Here is a 16,385-nt window from a genome sequence, read left to right as displayed (position 1 = left end):
TTCGTTGGTTTAAATTAATAATAGAATGGTTGTTGACAAGGCCCTCCGTAACAAGGGAAAGGTGCTGGTGGTGGGAAAGGCGGTGGATATGGCGGATAAAACGGTCTAGGGCCGAAAGCTAATGCTCCACCGAGCAATCCTCCAGCAATTCCAGCTAGAAATGGAACGCCGAAAAATGGAAAGAAGCGTGAGTCGCTGACTGGACCAATAGGTGCTGAACGAACTGGGACTGGTTGATAATATGGATACATGAACAAACCTCCTTTACTGGACTCACTTTTATCATATGGTGAACCAAGTGTGGATGAGCGCGTACAAGAAAGGATGTATAAGAAAATAGGCAAATATATGTTACGAATGTTGCAAGGTAAAAAGCGTAATTTCAGGTTTAGCCATAAAGCGGAATGGGACACGTGTTCTTCCAAGACCTCGATTGACATAGAGAGTCAAATTTCGATGGTTATAGAAACCTTCAATGTAGTATTTCGCGAGGGCTGGGGTAATAATAGCACCTAAAAAAGGAAGTTGTACTTGTCCACCGTGGCTATGACCAGAAAGTTGAAGATTGATTGGATATGTAGCGATTTTGGGTGCGATATCTGGCTCGTGAACAAGAACAATTGTATAAATATTTTGCTGGGCATGTTGTAATGTTTCCTCTATTTTTGGCTTGCCTAGTAGTATATCATCGATTCCAAAAATGGAAATTTCACTATTATCCAATAAACGAATTCGTGTTTCTTTATTTTGTAAAAGTTCAAAACCAGATTCACGCATGATGTGATCATAGTATTCAGTTCCATATCCGCCGTGGTCGTGATTTCCATAAATAGAAAATTTACCGAATGGTGCTTTTATATTTTTTAAAATGGATGCAACAAAAGGAGCTTCAGTATATGTTTGGTAATTGTCAATGAGATCACCAGTAAAAAGGACAATATCTGGCTTTTCGGCATTGATTTTGGAAACGATTTGAGATAGCTGTTGGAGTGAGAAATAGTATCCAAGATGTAAGTCACTAAATTGAAGGATCTTCATACCGTGAAAACTTCCTGGTATGAGTGGTGATTTAAGTGTATGTTTTGTAAAAGAGACGCAATGAGGTTCTATATATTTCGCATAATAATAGCCGATGCTAGCGGTTATAAATGAATATAGACAAGTGCGTATTCCAACTTTTAAAAATTTCCTTCTTGTAATTTGCTTCATAATAATGTGAGTATACCTATTAGGTTTACAGCAAAGGTATGTATTCCATATACAGGTTACTCGAATCTCCTTTCAGTTTGTTTTTTAAAATATATTTTAGATTCGAGAAAAGTAGTATAAATTAAGAAAAATAGAAGAGAAAGAAATTTCTCTACATTAAAATATCAGAAAACTTTAAAAATATAAAGATTTCTATCAAATTAAATGATAAAATGAATGTGTATTCATTTTTAGGAGGGGATGTAATTGAAAGAAAAAGTAGTTATTATAACAGGTGGATCGAGTGGAATGGGGAAAGGAATGGCGACTCGTTTTGCAAAAGAAGGGGCACGAGTTGTTATTACAGGGCGTACGAAAGAAAAGCTAGAAGAAACAAAGCTAGAGATTGAACAGTTCCCAGGGCAAGTATTACCTGTACAAATGGATGTACGCAATACTGATGATATTCAAAGAATGATTGAACATATTGATGAGAAGTTTGGACGAATTGATATTCTAATAAATAATGCAGCTGGAAATTTTATTTGTCCAGCAGAGGATTTATCTGTAAATGGCTGGAATTCTGTCATTAATATTGTATTAAATGGAACGTTCTATTGTAGCCATGCTGTCGGGAAATATTGGATTGAGAAAGGTATAAAAGGAAATATCATTAACATGGTGGCAACATATGCATGGGATGCAGGTCCAGGAGTTATTCATTCAGCTGCAGCAAAGGCTGGAGTATTAGCAATGACGAAAACACTTGCTGTTGAGTGGGGACGTAAATATGGAATACGAGTTAACGCTATCGCACCAGGACCAATTGAACGCACAGGTGGTGCCGATAAATTATGGATTTCAGAAGAAATGGCTAAGCGTACATTGCAAAGTGTTCCACTTGGTAGACTGGGTACACCAGAAGAAATTGCGGGTCTGGCTTATTATTTATGTTCAGATGAAGCTGCATACATAAATGGAACTTGTATGACAATGGATGGTGGCCAACATTTGCATCAATATCCATTTTAAAAGGGATGAAAAAATGAATGATTTATTCATTTCTTCGCGGTAAAATATGACGAAATTGTGACATGTGAAAGAAAAGTGTTTACAAGAGGGGATATATACGTTATATTTAAGACCTCTTTTTTCTTCATAGTAGAATTGCTAATTCCCCTTAGCATTTTACCCCTCTAATCCCTTCAGGAACACTGAAGGGATTTTTTATTATTTTTCCGTAAATATCGTGTTATAATTTTGAAAAGTAAAGGGAGGGAAGCGCGTTGATAGATGCATTAGATGTAATGAGTAACTTGGATAAAGTCCTTCCTTATTATCAAGCTATTTTTAGTGCTGATGAGCATACAGTAATTGGATATGAAGTCGTAGGACGTATTCAAACAGAAGAGGGCATACAAAGTTTAGCCTCTTTCTTTCATGATGATTCTATTCCGAGTGAGTTCCAACTTGAAGCAGATAACATTATTGTAGAAAAAGCTTTACATAGGTATTTAGAAAGCGATCAAAAATTATTATTATTTATACATCGGAATGCTAATGTATTAATGAATGATGAAGATGAAAGTTTACTTCAACTTTTGTTGATGTATGAAAAACAAGGTTTAAACTTGAAATGCATTGTTTTAGAGATAACAGAACATGAATGTAAAGAAGATATAGAACAATTTAATCATTTACTTATGTACTATCGTACATACGGTATTCAAATTTCGATTAATAAAGTTGGAACAGGTACAAGTAACTTAGAGCGTATTAGCGTGTTAGCGCCGGATATTTTAAAAGTAGATTTAACAAATTTAAGGCAAACTGCACTTTTACAATCTTATCAAGATATTTTATATTCCCTATCATTACTTGCAAGAAGAATTGGTGCAACATTGTTATATGAAGAAATAGATGCTTTTTATCAACTGCAATATGCTTGGAAAAACGGTGGTAGATATTATCAAGGTAATTATTTGAAAGAATGTTTACCAGATTTTATTGAAACAAATGTTTTAAAAGAGCGACTTGGTAATGAATGTCACCAATTTATTCAGCATGAAAAGAAGAAATTACAAAAAATTTATAATTTAACAGAGATGTTACGTAATCAAATTGGAGATGTTTTATCCAAACAAAAAAAGAATGAAGATATAAATGATTGGTTATTACAATTTAGCCAAAGCGTATCACAATATAGTTTTCGGATATTTATTTGTAATGAAGATGGTTTTCAGCAATCGGGTAATATCATGAAAAAAGATGGTGAATGGATCATTATGCCAGAGTATTATAGGAAGAACTGGAGTTGGCGCCCGTATTTTCTAGAGAATATAATGAAAATGCGTTTTGAGAATAAGGCAAGACTTTCAGATTTATATGCTGATATCGAAACTGGTGAAATGGTACGAACATTTTCTTTCCCAATTGATGATGAAAACTTTTTATTTATAGATTTATCTTATGAATATTTATATGAAGAAGATGTTTTATTTTAATGCACGAAGAGATTCGTGCATTTTTTTGTTTGTTTTTATCATAAATTGGTAATAGTGAAAATGATGATGAAAATGCTGTCTATCGTTGTAAAGATTTTACGAACGAAATCATCCCTTTCTTTGCATAATCATTGTTACAATGAATACTACAAAGACAAGCTCTTTAAAGGGAAGGTGAAAAAATGAGGAAATATGGAATATGGTTTGTTCTATTTGTATGTGTTGCCTTTCTAGTTGGCTATAGTGTCACAACTGTTTTAGGAAAAGAAGAAGTAAAAGTGGATCGGAAAGAAGTATTTACAACGATACAAAAAGGGTATGAGACACAATTTTCAATCCGTGGGAAGCATTTGCCAATGAATAGGATGATAGAGACGTTATCACCGTATTTTACAGATAATTTCCTTCAAGTTTTTACAGATGAAAACAGTAGAAATGATAAGCAGAGTGGTGAATATTTACTTCCGGCAAAAGAAGCTCCTTTCTCCTTTAATTCAGAAACAAAAATGTCTTATGATGAAGAGCATAAAAATTTATATGTATATGAGCGGGCGAAAAGTGGACAATATCAAATTGTGACATTGCAAAAGGACAACGGGAAATGGAAATTAGCAGGGTATCATGAAAGTCAGGAACTTTTAACTGAAATAAAAAGGTTACAACAATTATAAAAATAGGAATAGGTGTCTTCCTATTCCTATTCTATATTTAATAACTGCTGTAATTTTTCGATTTGAAAACCTGCGACAACTTCTCCGTCAATTACAACTGTTGGAGTTGAATAGGAGTCATAGTCATGTAAAAGGCGATTGCGAGCGGCAACGTCTTTTTTTACGTCAAATTCTTCATATGTAACGTTATTATGTTTTAAAAATTCTTTTACAATGGCACATGGCGGACAATCTGGTTGTGTATAAAGCTCAATTTTTTTCATTGTAATTCCTCCCTTTTTCTGTTTTTTATTATATTCTGCCAGTATAAAAATCGCAATAAAGAAGAGAAAAGATGAACTTTCTTCTTTTTACTTCGTATTTCGACAAATTTTAGTTGAGTTTCTGGCCAAGAACCTTTATCCTAGAGTGTGGAACATTTTTTCTGCTATGACGGATAGAATGAGTATAGCTGTAAAACCTATTGGTAGGAAGATCAGAGAAAGGAGAGATTTCATGTCTCTACTCCAAGGAATTTTAACTCGACTTGTTAGTCTACAAGAACAAGCTGAAAGCGGTGAAGTAGCACAACGCTATTTTGAAGTGAACGGTGAGCGCAAATGTAGCGTGAAATTTTTCGATAAAAGTGAAATGTATGAGTTAGAAGTGTATCAACAAGGTGAAAAACCTCAAGTGTATCAATTCGATAACATCGACATGGTTGCAATTGAGATTTACGATATCATTTCTTGATACATATAAAAAAGGTACTGCCAAATGGTAGTACCTTTTTTAGTTATATTACTTAAAAAGCTATACAGGTAGTGAAAATCGCATTTTTAGTCCCGATCATATAAAGGAGTTTTTACAAACGTATATGTATAGGAATTTTTTGTTTTTCCTACAATGGTAGTAAATATAAAATAGGAGGTGTGAAGAATGGAACGCTTACCGATTGTTATTTGTCCGAATTGCCACAATCACGCTGAAATTATTCATGTATTAACCGCCCAGTCTAATCAAAATATAATTTATACGTGTAGGTTTTGTCATTATGTAATTCGAAATATTGAAACGAATAAAGGATAGTAGTTATAATTTTTGTTTTTGTCCCATACAATGAGAATACGAAAAGTCTGTCTAATTGAAAGGACGTGACTATGTGGACGGTGAGCATACATTTTATAATGTTTCAGAGAGACATTTGAATTTTGATATGGTCTTTAACCGCATTTGCAGTTTCATTGAAAAGGATCCACGAAATTTATATCGATTATCTATTGGGACAGACTCACAAGCGCATCAAAAGGATACGAGGTTTATTACAGCGATACATATTCATCGGGTTGGAAAAGGAGCATGGGGATGTTTGCACCATAAATCAGTAAAAAACAAGCCAGAAACATTGCGTGAGAAGATATATTTAGAAACACAGTTTAGTCAAGAAATCGCCTGTCTATTTACTCCCAATCGTATACAAACAATATGGGATTTATTGCACCCATACGCTCAAGAAGGGGCAGGGTTCATAATGGAAATTCATTTAGATATCGGGAATGATGGTTTAACAAAAGAATTTATTTTAGATATGACGATGAAAATTCAAGCAATGGGATTAACCGCAAAAATTAAACCGGATTCTTATGCGGCGTTTAGTTATGCAAATCGATATACTAAATAGTACGAAACGATTTCTATATATTTGCGGCTTTTAAATGTAATTGTCAAAAACTGAATATTACATCTATTAAATAGGTTGAAAATTTTATATAATAAGGGTGACGATGCGAGTGTAAGGAGAGGAGTATATGGAAAAGGAATTAATTTTAACAAAAGAAGAAGAAAGTTTATTACTGGATATTCTGTTTCAGCAAAATTACGCGAGCGAAATTTTAGCTGTGGAGCTTACAGATATTGAGAATGGTTTAAAAAAGACAGATGTGACACAATATAAAAAAATAACAAGATTATTTTACCGATTAAAAAATAAAGGGTATTAAGTGCTACCGGAATGGTAGTCTTTTTTTTGTGTTGTATGCTAAAATAGCTGTGTATCTTTATTTTTATTAGAATAACGTAAGGACAAAATAATAATATGAAAACGCTATCATAAAATGTGAATAGGATCGAGAATATTAGCAGGAAAAAGGGAAGATGGGGGATGTAACATGATTAGTATTCCGAAAGACGAGTTTCAACAAATTCTTGTGAAGGATTTAATGATTTCATCAGAGAAGGTGGCACATGTCCAAATAGGGAATGGTTTAGAACATGCTTTACTCGTTCTTGTGAAATCTGGATATTCGGCGATTCCTGTTCTAGATCCTATGTATAAATTACATGGGTTAATTAGTACTGCTATGATTTTAGACGGTATTTTAGGGTTAGAGCGCATTGAGTTTGAAAGACTTGAGAATATGAAAGTGGAACAAGTGATGAAGGAAGATATTCCAGTTCTTATGTTAGAAGATTCCTTTGCAAAAGCTTTAGAAATGACAATTGATCATCCTTTTATTTGCGCTGTCAATGAAGAAGGGTACTTCGAGGGGATTTTAACACGTCGAGCTATTTTAAAATTGTTGAATAAAAAAGTGAGACAGCATAATCGATAACGTGAAAAAAGTGACTTCATAGAAAAGAAGAAGTCACTTTTTTTCGTGCATATCAGTAGTGTATGTATTATATTTAAAAAGACATAAAACATAAGAAAAGTTTGAGCTGAAAAATCGTTCTTCTGTATAAAAGTGTTTAATTAAATTAAGGATGAAAAGCTTATTGAAATTAGGTGTATGGAAGCTAAGGAAAGAGGGAGAAAGTTGCAAATTGATGATTTTCAAATGATGGTTGTGTTAGCTCAGGAATCAAATATGAGAAAAGCGGCGGAACGTTTATTTGTTTCCCAACCTGCGCTTAGCCAACGATTACAATCTATGGAGAAACAATGGGGAATGAAATTTTTTATCCGTTCACAAAAAGGATTGACAATTACACCTGAAGGGGAAAAAGTCGCAAATTATGCAAAAGAAATGTTGCAAAAGGAAGAAGATATAAAAAGTGAACTGGCTGTTTTTAGAACAGAAACTTACGGGACGCTAAAGATAGCTGTTGCGTCAGTCATTGGTCAATATTGGCTTCCGCCTGTTTTGAAAAAATTTGTGCATAAGTATCCTTCTGTGAAGATATCTCTGTTCACTGGCTGGAGTAGTGAAGTTCAAAAGCAATTTTATGAAGGGGACGTTCACGTCGCTATATTAAGAGGGTCACAAGAATATAAAGGACAAAAGCAACAATTGTTTGAAGACGAATTATATTTAGTTGATAAAGAAATAAAAGATATTTCGATGTTAAAAGAGACGAATAGACCATTTATTCAATTTAAAAGTGACTCGACCTACTATGGACAAATACAAAATTGGTGGTATGGGTTATTTTCCAATCCACCTAAACGGACGATTGTAGTTGACCAAATTGAAACGTGCAAACAGCTCGTTTTAAATGGTATAGGTTATGCTCTTTTACCTTCGACGGTTTTAAAAGAAGTGCAGGAAAATATGTATAAAACACCTGTTCAATTAACGAGAGAAACATGGTTATTGACGAGTGACTCAGCGAGACAATTGAAGCAAGTGCAAGCATTTTTAGAAATTATAGAAGAAATTCAAATGGAAAAATAAGATTATTGTCTTGCTACTCGCTCTATCGTTTGGTAGAGTAACAATATAAATGGATTTAGGAGGCAACAAGAATGAAAATGATGGACGCTAACGAAATTATTTCGTTTATTCAAAAAAGTGAAAAGAAAACTCCTGTAAAGGTATACATAAAAGGGGAATTAAAAGAGGTAACATTCCCTGAAACAGTACAAGCATTTGTAAATAAAAAATCTGGTGTTTTATTCGGAGAATGGTCTGAAATTAAGACAATTCTTGAAGAAAATAAAAAGCACATCGTTGACTACGTTGTAGAAAACGACCGTCGTAATTCTGCAATTCCGATGCTTGATTTAAAAGGTATTAAAGCTCGTATCGAGCCAGGTGCGATTATTCGTGATCATGTTGAAATTGGTGACAATGCAGTTATCATGATGAATGCAACAATTAACATCGGTGCTGTAATTGGTGAAGGTTCTATGATCGACATGAACGCAGTACTTGGTGGACGCGCAACAGTTGGTAAAAATTGCCATGTAGGTGCAGGTGCTGTACTTGCAGGTGTTATTGAGCCGCCTTCTGCAAAACCAGTTATCGTTGAAGATGATGTTGTAATTGGTGCAAATGTAGTTGTTTTAGAAGGTGTAACAGTAGGTAAAGGTGCAGTTGTAGCAGCAGGAGCTGTTGTAACAGAAGATGTGCCTCCATATACAGTTGTTGCAGGAACTCCAGCACGTGTAATTAAAGAAATTGATGAGAAGACAAAAGCAAAAACTGAAATTAAACAAGAGCTTCGTCAATTAAACCCAGAGAAATAAAAAAACAAAAAGCGTAAGAGCATAAATGGGCTCTTACGCTTTTTATAGATAGAGGTGCAAAAATGACAGTAAGCAAATTTGTCAAAATTCGTAGAGATTTACATAAGATCCCGGAAATTGGATTTAAAGAGTGGAAAACACAACAATATATTTTAGATTACATAGGAACCCTCCCTAATGAATATTTAGAAGTGAAGACATGGAAGACAGGTGTAATCGTTAAAGTAAATGGGGAAAATCCAGAGAAAATAATAGGCTATCGCGCAGATATAGATGGTTTACCAATTACAGAGGAAACAGGGTATGAGTTTGCTTCTGTTCATGAAGGAATGATGCATGCATGTGGGCATGATTTGCATACGACAATTGGTTTAGGCCTTCTAACAGCAGCTGTAAGCGAAAGAATAGATGATGATATTGTGTTTATATTCCAACCAGCAGAAGAAGGGCCAGGTGGTGCTCTTCCTATGTTAGAAAGCGAAGAGCTAAAAGAATGGAAGCCGAATATAATTCTTGGTCTTCATATTGCACCAGAATACCCTGTGGGGACAATTGCAACCAAAGAGGGGTTATTATTTGCAAATACATCAGAGTTATATGTTGATTTAAAAGGGAAAGGTGGACATGCTGCATATCCGCATACAGCAAATGATATGATTGTTGCAGCAAGTCATCTCGTTACACAACTTCAATCAGTTATTAGTCGTAATGTGAACCCTCTTGACAGTGCTGTAATTACAATTGGGAAAATCACAGGCGGTACAGTTCAAAACATCATCGCGGAAAAATCTCGTTTAGAAGGAACGATTCGTACACTATCCGTTGAGTCAATGAAACGTGTTAAAAGTCGAATTGAGGCAATTGTCGCGGGTATAGAAGCTTCTTTCCAATGCGAAGCTATTATTGACTATGGAGCAATGTATCATCAAGTGTATAATCATGAAGAGTTAACGAGAGAGTTTATGCAATTTGTAGGTGAACAAACAGATATGGATGTCATTACATGCACTGAGGCAATGACAGGTGAAGATTTTGGCTATATGCTTCGAGAGATACCTGGATTTATGTTTTGGCTTGGAGTAAATTCAGAACATGGTTTACATCATGCGAAATTAAAACCAGACGAAGAAGCTATTGAGCAAGCAATAGCATTTTTAGATCAATATGTGAAGTGGAAAGGAAATAGAAAGTAAACTTACTTGCTAACTTTGCAAAAGTTTAGAGTAGGCGCCTCTTAGTTCCGAGACGAAAACATCTTTCATATTTGTTAGTGTTAGACAACTTCATACAAATGGATGAAGTGAAATTTAGCGTATTAATAATGAGCAGGGGGAAGCCGCTGCTCATTATTAATTCTCGCTAATAGGGAAGATAATTGTTTAACTACCGTATATATGTTTACTTTTAGTATAAAAAGTGTGTAAAATCAATGTGATACATAGAAAAAAGGGTGGGGAATTACGTGCAAATTAGCAGTGCGATTTTATGTTTCGTCTTATATGCATATGTTATTATTGCGGCGGTTTATTTTGGGATAAGTTTTTACGCCTATCGTTTAGCGAATAATAGTGAATATGAAGAAACATATAAATGGGTGAAAAGATATTTATCACCTGTACTAGAAATTATGAATGGATTTGTTCTTTTTTTATTTATTGGATTAATTGCTTTCTCAACTAGTTTAGTAGGGAATAAGACTACATTATTTGTACTAGGTATCATTATTTTTATGCTATTAGGAATTCGGATTGGTAATACGGTGTTTTGGAATGAAAGAAAAATAGATGGTTGGACAGGCATGTTAATTCCATGTATGCTAGCTGCGATCGTGACGAATATAGAACATGAATATTATCAATTACATTTTTGGCTTATCATTGTTTTAACAATCCTCTCTGTTTTGTATATAAGTACTGTCGTGCTAACATACATTGCAAATGAAAAAGGAGATGCAAAAGGTACGCGCTTCTTTAGAGGACGTGCATTATTATGGAGTGTGCCAACAATGGCAGTTATAGGAATTATTGCGATATTAGTAAATGGATATCAATTTACTAATTGGCAACTGTTTTTAGAAACTTGGTGGATTTTCATTGTTTCGTTTTTAGCTTTTTTAGGAGCAACGCATTATTTATTCCATCAACATCATTACATATTGGCACTGATATTCGCATTTACACAACTTTTATTTGCTTTTTTCGGACAAGAAACATTATTGTTCGTTTTTGAAACATTTAGTTCGTTTGGAAATATATTTGTATTCGGTATGTTAATTTTCAGTATCGTGTTTTATTTACAACAGTATTTTTATATGCAAAAACAAAAATAAGGATTATATACAGGTTTTTGTAGTGAATCTAAAGTATGTTACAATAAAATCACATAGTACTTGATGTTATTGGAGGAATTCCTGTGAGTGAAAAAGAGAAAGAATTTGCTGTCATTGGGCTTGGGCGTTTTGGTGGAAGTATTTGCCGCGAACTAGCGCAATTAGGTATGGAAGTAATGGCAATTGATTCAGATGAAGATAAAATTAATGAGTTTGCAAATATCGCTTCGCATGCTGTAATTGCGGATTCAACAGATGAGATGGTATTAAAAAGTCTTGGTATCCGTAATTTTGACCATGTGGTCGTTGCTATTGGAGATAATTTAAATTCAAGTATTTTAACAACGTTAATTCTAAAAGAATTAGGTGTGAAAAATATTACTGTGAAAGCTCAAAATGACTACCATGAAAAAGTGTTAAGTAAAATAGGGGCAGATCATATTGTGCATCCAGAACGAGATATGGGAAAAAGGATTGCTAATAATATCGCATCAAGTAATGTGTTAGATTACCTAGAGCTTTCAGATGAGCATAGTATTGTAGAGATTATTGCAAATAAGAAAATTGATGGGCACTCTTTAATTGAATTAGATATTCGTGCGAAGTTTGGTTTGAATATTGTAGCAATTAAACGTGGTAAAGAAGTTATTGTATCTCCTCGAGCTACAGAAAATATTCAAGCGGGAGATATATTAATTGTAATTGGTCATGATGACGAAGTAGATCGTTTTAAACATTTTTTAAGATAAGAGAAAAGGACAATGCCGAGAAGGCATTGTCCTTTTTCTTATATTTCCATAATGATTGGTAAAATCATTGGACGACGTTTTGTTTTTTCGTATAGGAATGGTGCTAATGTGTCTGTAATCTCATTTTTAATTTCAGACCATTGTGTTGTTTTTCGCTCCATTACTTTTTCTAAATGTGTTGTAATTAAAGTTTGAGCATCGTTGATTAAATCGCTACTTTCACGCATATAAACGAAACCACGTGAGATGATATCAGGACCTGCTGCAACTTTAAATTCTTTCATATCAATGCTTACAACTACAATAACAAGCCCTTCTTCAGAAAGGATACGACGATCACGTAATACGATATTACCGATATCTCCAATACCATTTCCATCGATATAGACAGAGCCAGATGGGATTTTCCCAGCTACGCTTGCTTCATCAGAACGTAAAGCAAGAACATCGCCATTATCCATGATGAAACAGTTTTCTTCTGGAATACCACAATCATTCGCTAATTTCATGTGCATACGTTGCATACGATACTCACCATGAATTGGCATGAAATACTTCGGTTTAATTAGTCGTAGCATTAGTTTTTGCTCTTCTTGTCCACCGTGTCCACTTGTATGAATGTTTGACAGCTTTCCGTGGATTACATCAGCACCAGCACGATACAACATGTTAATTGTACGGCTTACACTAATTGTATTACCAGGGATTGGTGAAGAAGAGAAAACAACTGTGTCGCCAGGAATAATTTGAATTTGACGATGTGTACCATTAGCAATACGTGAAAGTGCCGCCATTGGTTCACCTTGACTACCTGTACATAAAATAACAACTTTATTAGCTGGTAGGCGGTTTAGTTGAGATGCATCTATGAATGTATCCTTCGGACAGCGAATATAACCGAGGTTTTGTCCGATCTCAATAGCTGCTTCCATACTTCGACCAAATACAGCCACTTTACGATTGTTTTCAACAGCTGCTTCAATAACCTGTTGTAGACGATGGATATTGGATGCAAAGGTTGCGAAGATAATACGACCTTCTACTTTGCGGAAAATATCTTGAATACTATCACCAACGCGGCGCTCAGACATTGTAAAGTTTGGAACTTCACTGTTTGTACTGTCAGATAAGAGACAAAGTACACCGTCTTTTCCGATTTCAGCCATTTTAGTTAAATCTGCTGGCTCACCGACTGGTGTGAAATCAAATTTGAAATCACCAGTATGAACAACTTGTCCTTGAGGTGTTTTCACAACAACTCCGTATGAATCTGGAATACTGTGTGTTGTACGGAAGAAGGAAACAGATGTTTTTTTGAATTTTATAACATCATCTTCTTGAATTTCATAAAGTTTCGCTTTACGAAGCAATCCGTGCTCTTCTAATTTGTTTTTAATTAGGGCAATTGCTAATTTACCGCCGTAAATCGGAATGTTCACTTGACGTAATAGGTAAGGGATTCCACCAATATGATCTTCGTGACCATGTGTAATGAATAATCCTTTAATTTTATCTTCGTTTCGCACAAAATAAGTGTAATCTGGTATTACATAATCGATTCCGAGGAGTTCGTCTTCTGGAAATTTAATTCCAGCGTCAATTATAATAATTTCATCTTGAAATTGAACAGCATATGTATTTTTGCCGATTTCACCAAGTCCACCGAGAGCAAAAACAGCAGCCTGATCATTTTTTAGGAATTTCATATGATTATACGATCTCCGCTAATATTAAATCAGCGTTTTGTTTTTCATATTCAAGATGAGCACCAGTAACAGACTGAACAAACTCGATATTATATGCGAACTTTTGTAATTTTTTACGAACATCCTTTTCAGACGTAGCCTCTAAATATAAAACTTTTGTATTTTCACGTACTGGGACCTCAGTTAATTTTTCTTGATAAAATACTTTAAAAATCATTTGGAAAACCTCTCCTTGTCTATGTTTTGCATTATCTGTTACTTATTATAAAGCAAACAGTCACGATTTTCATGTTTTTTCGAATGAGAATGAAGAAAAAGCCCGAAATGGGCACAATTTAAGCGATTGTCTTTTTACGGACTAGATCATTTAAATAACGCTTGAGCTTTTTCTTCAGCTTCTTCAGCATGATTACTCCTTCCTTTCCTTATTTGAAACATGCATATTACTAGTGATAACTTCGCCCTCCGTACAAGAAAGAAGATTAGAAGTGAATTATGAATCTTGTCCTTTCAAGTACAGTGTAAGTTATCTTGTAGTAACGATTAGTAGCCGTTAGTTATAGCTATAGTATGAGAAAGAATGGAAAAGAAAATTCATCCGAACAAGTATCCACATTTTTTACTAATAGTATATGCGTATTCCATAAATAAGGTCAGAAAGTGAACGCTTTCTTCACAGATGTTTAATATGTTATACTTTTTTTTGGATTTTGAAAAGTGATAACCAAAATAGGAATATAGAGTGCCAGAAAGGATTTTGACAAATGAATGATAAAATTGTCTTTTTTGATATTGATGGAACATTATTAGATCATGATAAAAAAATTCCGCAATCTACACGAGATGCAGTACGACATTTACAAGAAAAAGGCGTGCATGTAGCAATTGCGACAGGACGTGCTCCATTTATGTTTGAAGATATTCGGAAGGAACTTAATATTCATAACTATGTCAGTTTTAATGGACAGTACGTTGTGTTTGAAGATGAGGTGATATTTAACAATCCATTACATCCAGCTGCTCTACATAAGTTTACTGAGTTTGCAAAAAAAGAAGGATATCCCCTTGTATATCTTGATCATCAAGAAATGAAAGCGACAGTAGAATATCATGATTATGTGAAAGAGGGGTTTGGGAGCTTACACTTTAAGCATCCAGCATATGAGCCTGAGTTTTATGAGGAACGCGATATATATCAAACGCTTCTTTTTTGTGAAGTAAATGAAGAAGAAAAGTTTATTCATCAGTATCCGGATTTTCATTTTATACGTTGGCATGCATATTCAATGGATATTATTCCTAATGGTGGTTCTAAGGCAAAAGGAATTGAGAAATTTATTGAGAAATTAGGGTTTAACCGTGAACAAGTATATGCATTTGGGGACGGATTAAATGATTTAGAAATGATTGAAGCAGTAGGAACAGGAATTGTGATGGGGAATGGTCATGAGGACTTGAAAAAACTAGCTAATTATGTGACAAAAGATGTTAGTGAAGACGGTATTTATCATGGGTTGAAATGGGCTGGGTTGTTGTAAGTGGATATGGAACCCATTTCATATAATAAAAAAGGCGGAAGTTAAATCTTCCGCCTTTTTACTTATCGCTCTAGAGGTTTTGAATCATCAGGAGCTGCAAATGGATTGTCTTTATTAATATGGTCATAGAACATAACACCATTTAAATGGTCGATTTCATGTTGGAATACAATTGCCGGTAACCCTTTTAATCGTAGTTTTACGTCTTCACCGTTAATAGTTGTGGCTCTCACCGTAATCCTTGTGTAACGAGGAACATAACCAGATACTTCACGGTCTACAGATAGACACCCTTCACCACTTGGTAAATGTGTACGTTCAACAGAATGACTAATAATTTTTGGATTAAATAATGCGTAACTATATAACGTATCATTTGTATCGGTCACATGAACAGCGATCATTTTCTTTGAAACACCGATTTGCGGAGCTGCTAATCCTATTCCAGGGCGCAAATTATATTTTTCAGCCATTTCAGGTTCTTGGCTATTTATTACAAATTCGATCATTTCTTTAAGGGTATTTGTATCTTCTTCGCTCGCTGGTAATGAAACTTCTTCAGCGACTTCTCGCAAAATAGGATTTCCTTCGCGAATTACATCATTCATTGTAAGCATATGTAATCTCTCCTTTCTTCTTTAGTCTACCAAAGGAGATAAAAAAAGTCATCGGCAAGTAAGGTAGGGCTACTTGGAAACAAATCTTCTATAGATAAGCTATGTGCATAATAAAAAGAAAAGACGGCAAAGCCGTCTGTTTCTTTCCATAGTTGTTTCATTTTACATTAGCGAATGCAAGCAGCACCAACGATAATTAAAAGGATAAACAACACAACGATTAATGCGAAGCCGCACCCAGATCCGCCGCAAGAACCGCCATAACCGTAGGAAGGATATGAACAAGTCGTTGGATAGCAATATGAGTATCCGTACATGAGATGACCTCCTTTATCATTTCCCGCTAATACTGCGGTTACTTTAATGTATGGAGTAGCAGTAAGAAATGTATGGGTGTTCACCTAGAAAAGGGAGAAGAGTTTGTATATTTTTATTGGGAAGAGAGAAAAACTAAGGAGAATTAAATCGTTTACATATTATTCTAAGAGCAAAAACAAGCTAAAAAGGGAATAATATAACAGTGGGTTAATGCTTACTAATACAGATGTGAAAAATAAAAACACGTTTGTGTAGAGGAAACCTGCATATTATTTATAAAAAAACGTATTCAAAGTAATTGACATCGTAATTAGAATA

At 34.5% G+C, this 16,385-nt stretch carries 21 protein-coding genes; 14 read left to right on the top strand and 7 right to left on the bottom strand.

Going from position 1 to position 16,385, the window contains the following annotated elements; genetic code table 11:
* Positions 1-14 precede the first annotated feature (14 nt).
* Both MR109_RS02600 and MR109_RS02595 read right to left on the bottom strand, forming a co-directional pair.
* Entirely contained in the window at positions 15-251 is a 237-nt protein-coding gene (locus tag MR109_RS02600; protein ID WP_242270866.1) for a hypothetical protein, read from the bottom strand.
* Positions 252-351: 100 nt separating this feature from the next.
* Entirely contained in the window at positions 352-1,209 is an 858-nt protein-coding gene (locus MR109_RS02595; protein ID WP_242270864.1) for a metallophosphoesterase, read from the bottom strand.
* Positions 1,210-1,455: 246 nt separating this feature from the next.
* On the opposite strand from MR109_RS02595, the gene fadH reads away from it, so the two are divergent.
* The 3 genes from fadH (at position 1,456) to MR109_RS02580 (ending at position 4,363) form a co-directional block, all read left to right on the top strand.
* Positions 1,456-2,220, top strand: a complete 765-nt coding sequence (gene fadH / locus MR109_RS02590; RefSeq protein WP_002173228.1) for a 2,4-dienoyl-CoA reductase — start codon at positions 1,456-1,458, stop codon at positions 2,218-2,220.
* Positions 2,221-2,474: 254 nt separating this feature from the next.
* Entirely contained in the window at positions 2,475-3,692 is a 1,218-nt protein-coding gene (locus tag MR109_RS02585; RefSeq protein WP_242270854.1) for an EAL domain-containing protein, read from the top strand.
* A gap of 182 nt (positions 3,693-3,874) precedes the next feature.
* Complete coding sequence (locus MR109_RS02580) at positions 3,875-4,363, top strand: DUF3993 domain-containing protein (RefSeq protein ID WP_002173226.1); 489 nt, start codon at positions 3,875-3,877, stop codon at positions 4,361-4,363.
* Between the two features lie 26 nt (positions 4,364-4,389).
* Here the strand turns inward: MR109_RS02580 and MR109_RS02575 are convergent, their stop codons facing one another.
* Positions 4,390-4,626, bottom strand: coding sequence for a glutaredoxin family protein (locus tag MR109_RS02575; RefSeq protein WP_002173225.1), 237 nt, complete (start codon positions 4,624-4,626; stop codon positions 4,390-4,392).
* A 232-nt stretch (positions 4,627-4,858) separates the two neighbouring features.
* Here MR109_RS02575 and MR109_RS02570 point away from each other — a divergent pair, with 232 nt between their 5' ends.
* From MR109_RS02570 to MR109_RS02525, 10 genes are all read left to right on the top strand, one after another.
* The gene (locus MR109_RS02570; RefSeq protein ID WP_000055151.1) at positions 4,859-5,095 is read left to right on the top strand and encodes a YkuJ family protein; all 237 of its coding nucleotides are present in this window, start codon (positions 4,859-4,861) and stop codon (positions 5,093-5,095) included.
* A gap of 186 nt (positions 5,096-5,281) precedes the next feature.
* Positions 5,282-5,431 (top strand): hypothetical protein, encoded by a 150-nt coding sequence (locus MR109_RS02565; protein ID WP_002173224.1) that lies wholly within the window; start codon positions 5,282-5,284, stop codon positions 5,429-5,431.
* 73 nt (positions 5,432-5,504) lie between these two features.
* The gene (locus MR109_RS02560; RefSeq protein WP_242270852.1) at positions 5,505-6,023 is read left to right on the top strand and encodes a ribonuclease H-like YkuK family protein; all 519 of its coding nucleotides are present in this window, start codon (positions 5,505-5,507) and stop codon (positions 6,021-6,023) included.
* Positions 6,024-6,150: 127 nt separating this feature from the next.
* Positions 6,151-6,342: an antirepressor AbbA gene (gene abbA / locus MR109_RS02555; protein WP_002173222.1), complete on the top strand. Its 192-nt coding sequence runs from the start codon at positions 6,151-6,153 to the stop codon at positions 6,340-6,342.
* 168 nt (positions 6,343-6,510) lie between these two features.
* Entirely contained in the window at positions 6,511-6,954 is a 444-nt protein-coding gene (cbpB, locus tag MR109_RS02550) for a cyclic-di-AMP-binding protein CbpB (RefSeq protein WP_002173221.1), read from the top strand.
* 177 nt (positions 6,955-7,131) lie between these two features.
* Complete coding sequence (locus MR109_RS02545) at positions 7,132-8,016, top strand: LysR family transcriptional regulator (RefSeq protein WP_025147731.1); 885 nt, start codon at positions 7,132-7,134, stop codon at positions 8,014-8,016.
* A 71-nt stretch (positions 8,017-8,087) separates the two neighbouring features.
* Entirely contained in the window at positions 8,088-8,810 is a 723-nt protein-coding gene (dapD, locus tag MR109_RS02540; RefSeq protein ID WP_048374043.1) for a 2,3,4,5-tetrahydropyridine-2,6-dicarboxylate N-acetyltransferase, read from the top strand.
* Positions 8,811-8,872: 62 nt separating this feature from the next.
* Positions 8,873-10,003, top strand: a complete 1,131-nt coding sequence (locus tag MR109_RS02535; RefSeq protein ID WP_242270850.1) for an N-acetyldiaminopimelate deacetylase — start codon at positions 8,873-8,875, stop codon at positions 10,001-10,003.
* A 269-nt stretch (positions 10,004-10,272) separates the two neighbouring features.
* Positions 10,273-11,139 carry a cytochrome C oxidase assembly protein gene (locus MR109_RS02530; protein WP_242270848.1) on the top strand — a complete coding sequence of 289 codons (867 nt, stop codon included), beginning with the start codon at positions 10,273-10,275 and terminating at the stop codon, positions 11,137-11,139.
* An 83-nt stretch (positions 11,140-11,222) separates the two neighbouring features.
* Positions 11,223-11,888: a potassium channel family protein gene (locus MR109_RS02525; protein ID WP_001290442.1), complete on the top strand. Its 666-nt coding sequence runs from the start codon at positions 11,223-11,225 to the stop codon at positions 11,886-11,888.
* A 38-nt stretch (positions 11,889-11,926) separates the two neighbouring features.
* Here the strand turns inward: MR109_RS02525 and rnjA are convergent, their stop codons facing one another.
* Both rnjA and MR109_RS02515 read right to left on the bottom strand, forming a co-directional pair.
* A complete protein-coding gene (gene rnjA, locus MR109_RS02520) occupies positions 11,927-13,594 on the bottom strand; it encodes a ribonuclease J1 (RefSeq protein ID WP_002173216.1) in 1,668 nt (555 codons plus the stop codon).
* A 4-nt stretch (positions 13,595-13,598) separates the two neighbouring features.
* A complete protein-coding gene (locus tag MR109_RS02515) occupies positions 13,599-13,811 on the bottom strand; it encodes a DNA-dependent RNA polymerase subunit epsilon (protein ID WP_048374040.1) in 213 nt (70 codons plus the stop codon).
* A 547-nt stretch (positions 13,812-14,358) separates the two neighbouring features.
* Here MR109_RS02515 and MR109_RS02510 point away from each other — a divergent pair.
* Positions 14,359-15,132: a Cof-type HAD-IIB family hydrolase gene (locus MR109_RS02510; protein WP_048374039.1), complete on the top strand. Its 774-nt coding sequence runs from the start codon at positions 14,359-14,361 to the stop codon at positions 15,130-15,132.
* A 62-nt stretch (positions 15,133-15,194) separates the two neighbouring features.
* On the opposite strand, the gene def is transcribed toward MR109_RS02510, so the two are convergent.
* Both def and MR109_RS02500 read right to left on the bottom strand, forming a co-directional pair.
* On the bottom strand, positions 15,195-15,749 hold the full coding sequence (def, locus tag MR109_RS02505; protein ID WP_242270846.1) for a peptide deformylase: 555 nt from the start codon (positions 15,747-15,749) through the stop codon (positions 15,195-15,197).
* 167 nt (positions 15,750-15,916) lie between these two features.
* Entirely contained in the window at positions 15,917-16,066 is a 150-nt protein-coding gene (locus MR109_RS02500) for a YjcZ family sporulation protein (protein ID WP_025147739.1), read from the bottom strand.
* Between the last annotated feature and the right edge of the window lie 319 nt (positions 16,067-16,385).

The sequence above is a fragment of the Bacillus cereus group sp. BfR-BA-01310 genome (assembly GCF_022664325.1).
GTDB lineage: Bacteria > Bacillota > Bacilli > Bacillales > Bacillaceae_G > Bacillus_A > Bacillus_A paramycoides.
Note: the sequence above shows the minus strand (reverse complement) of the source record. Positions and strands in the feature narration are given on the sequence as shown.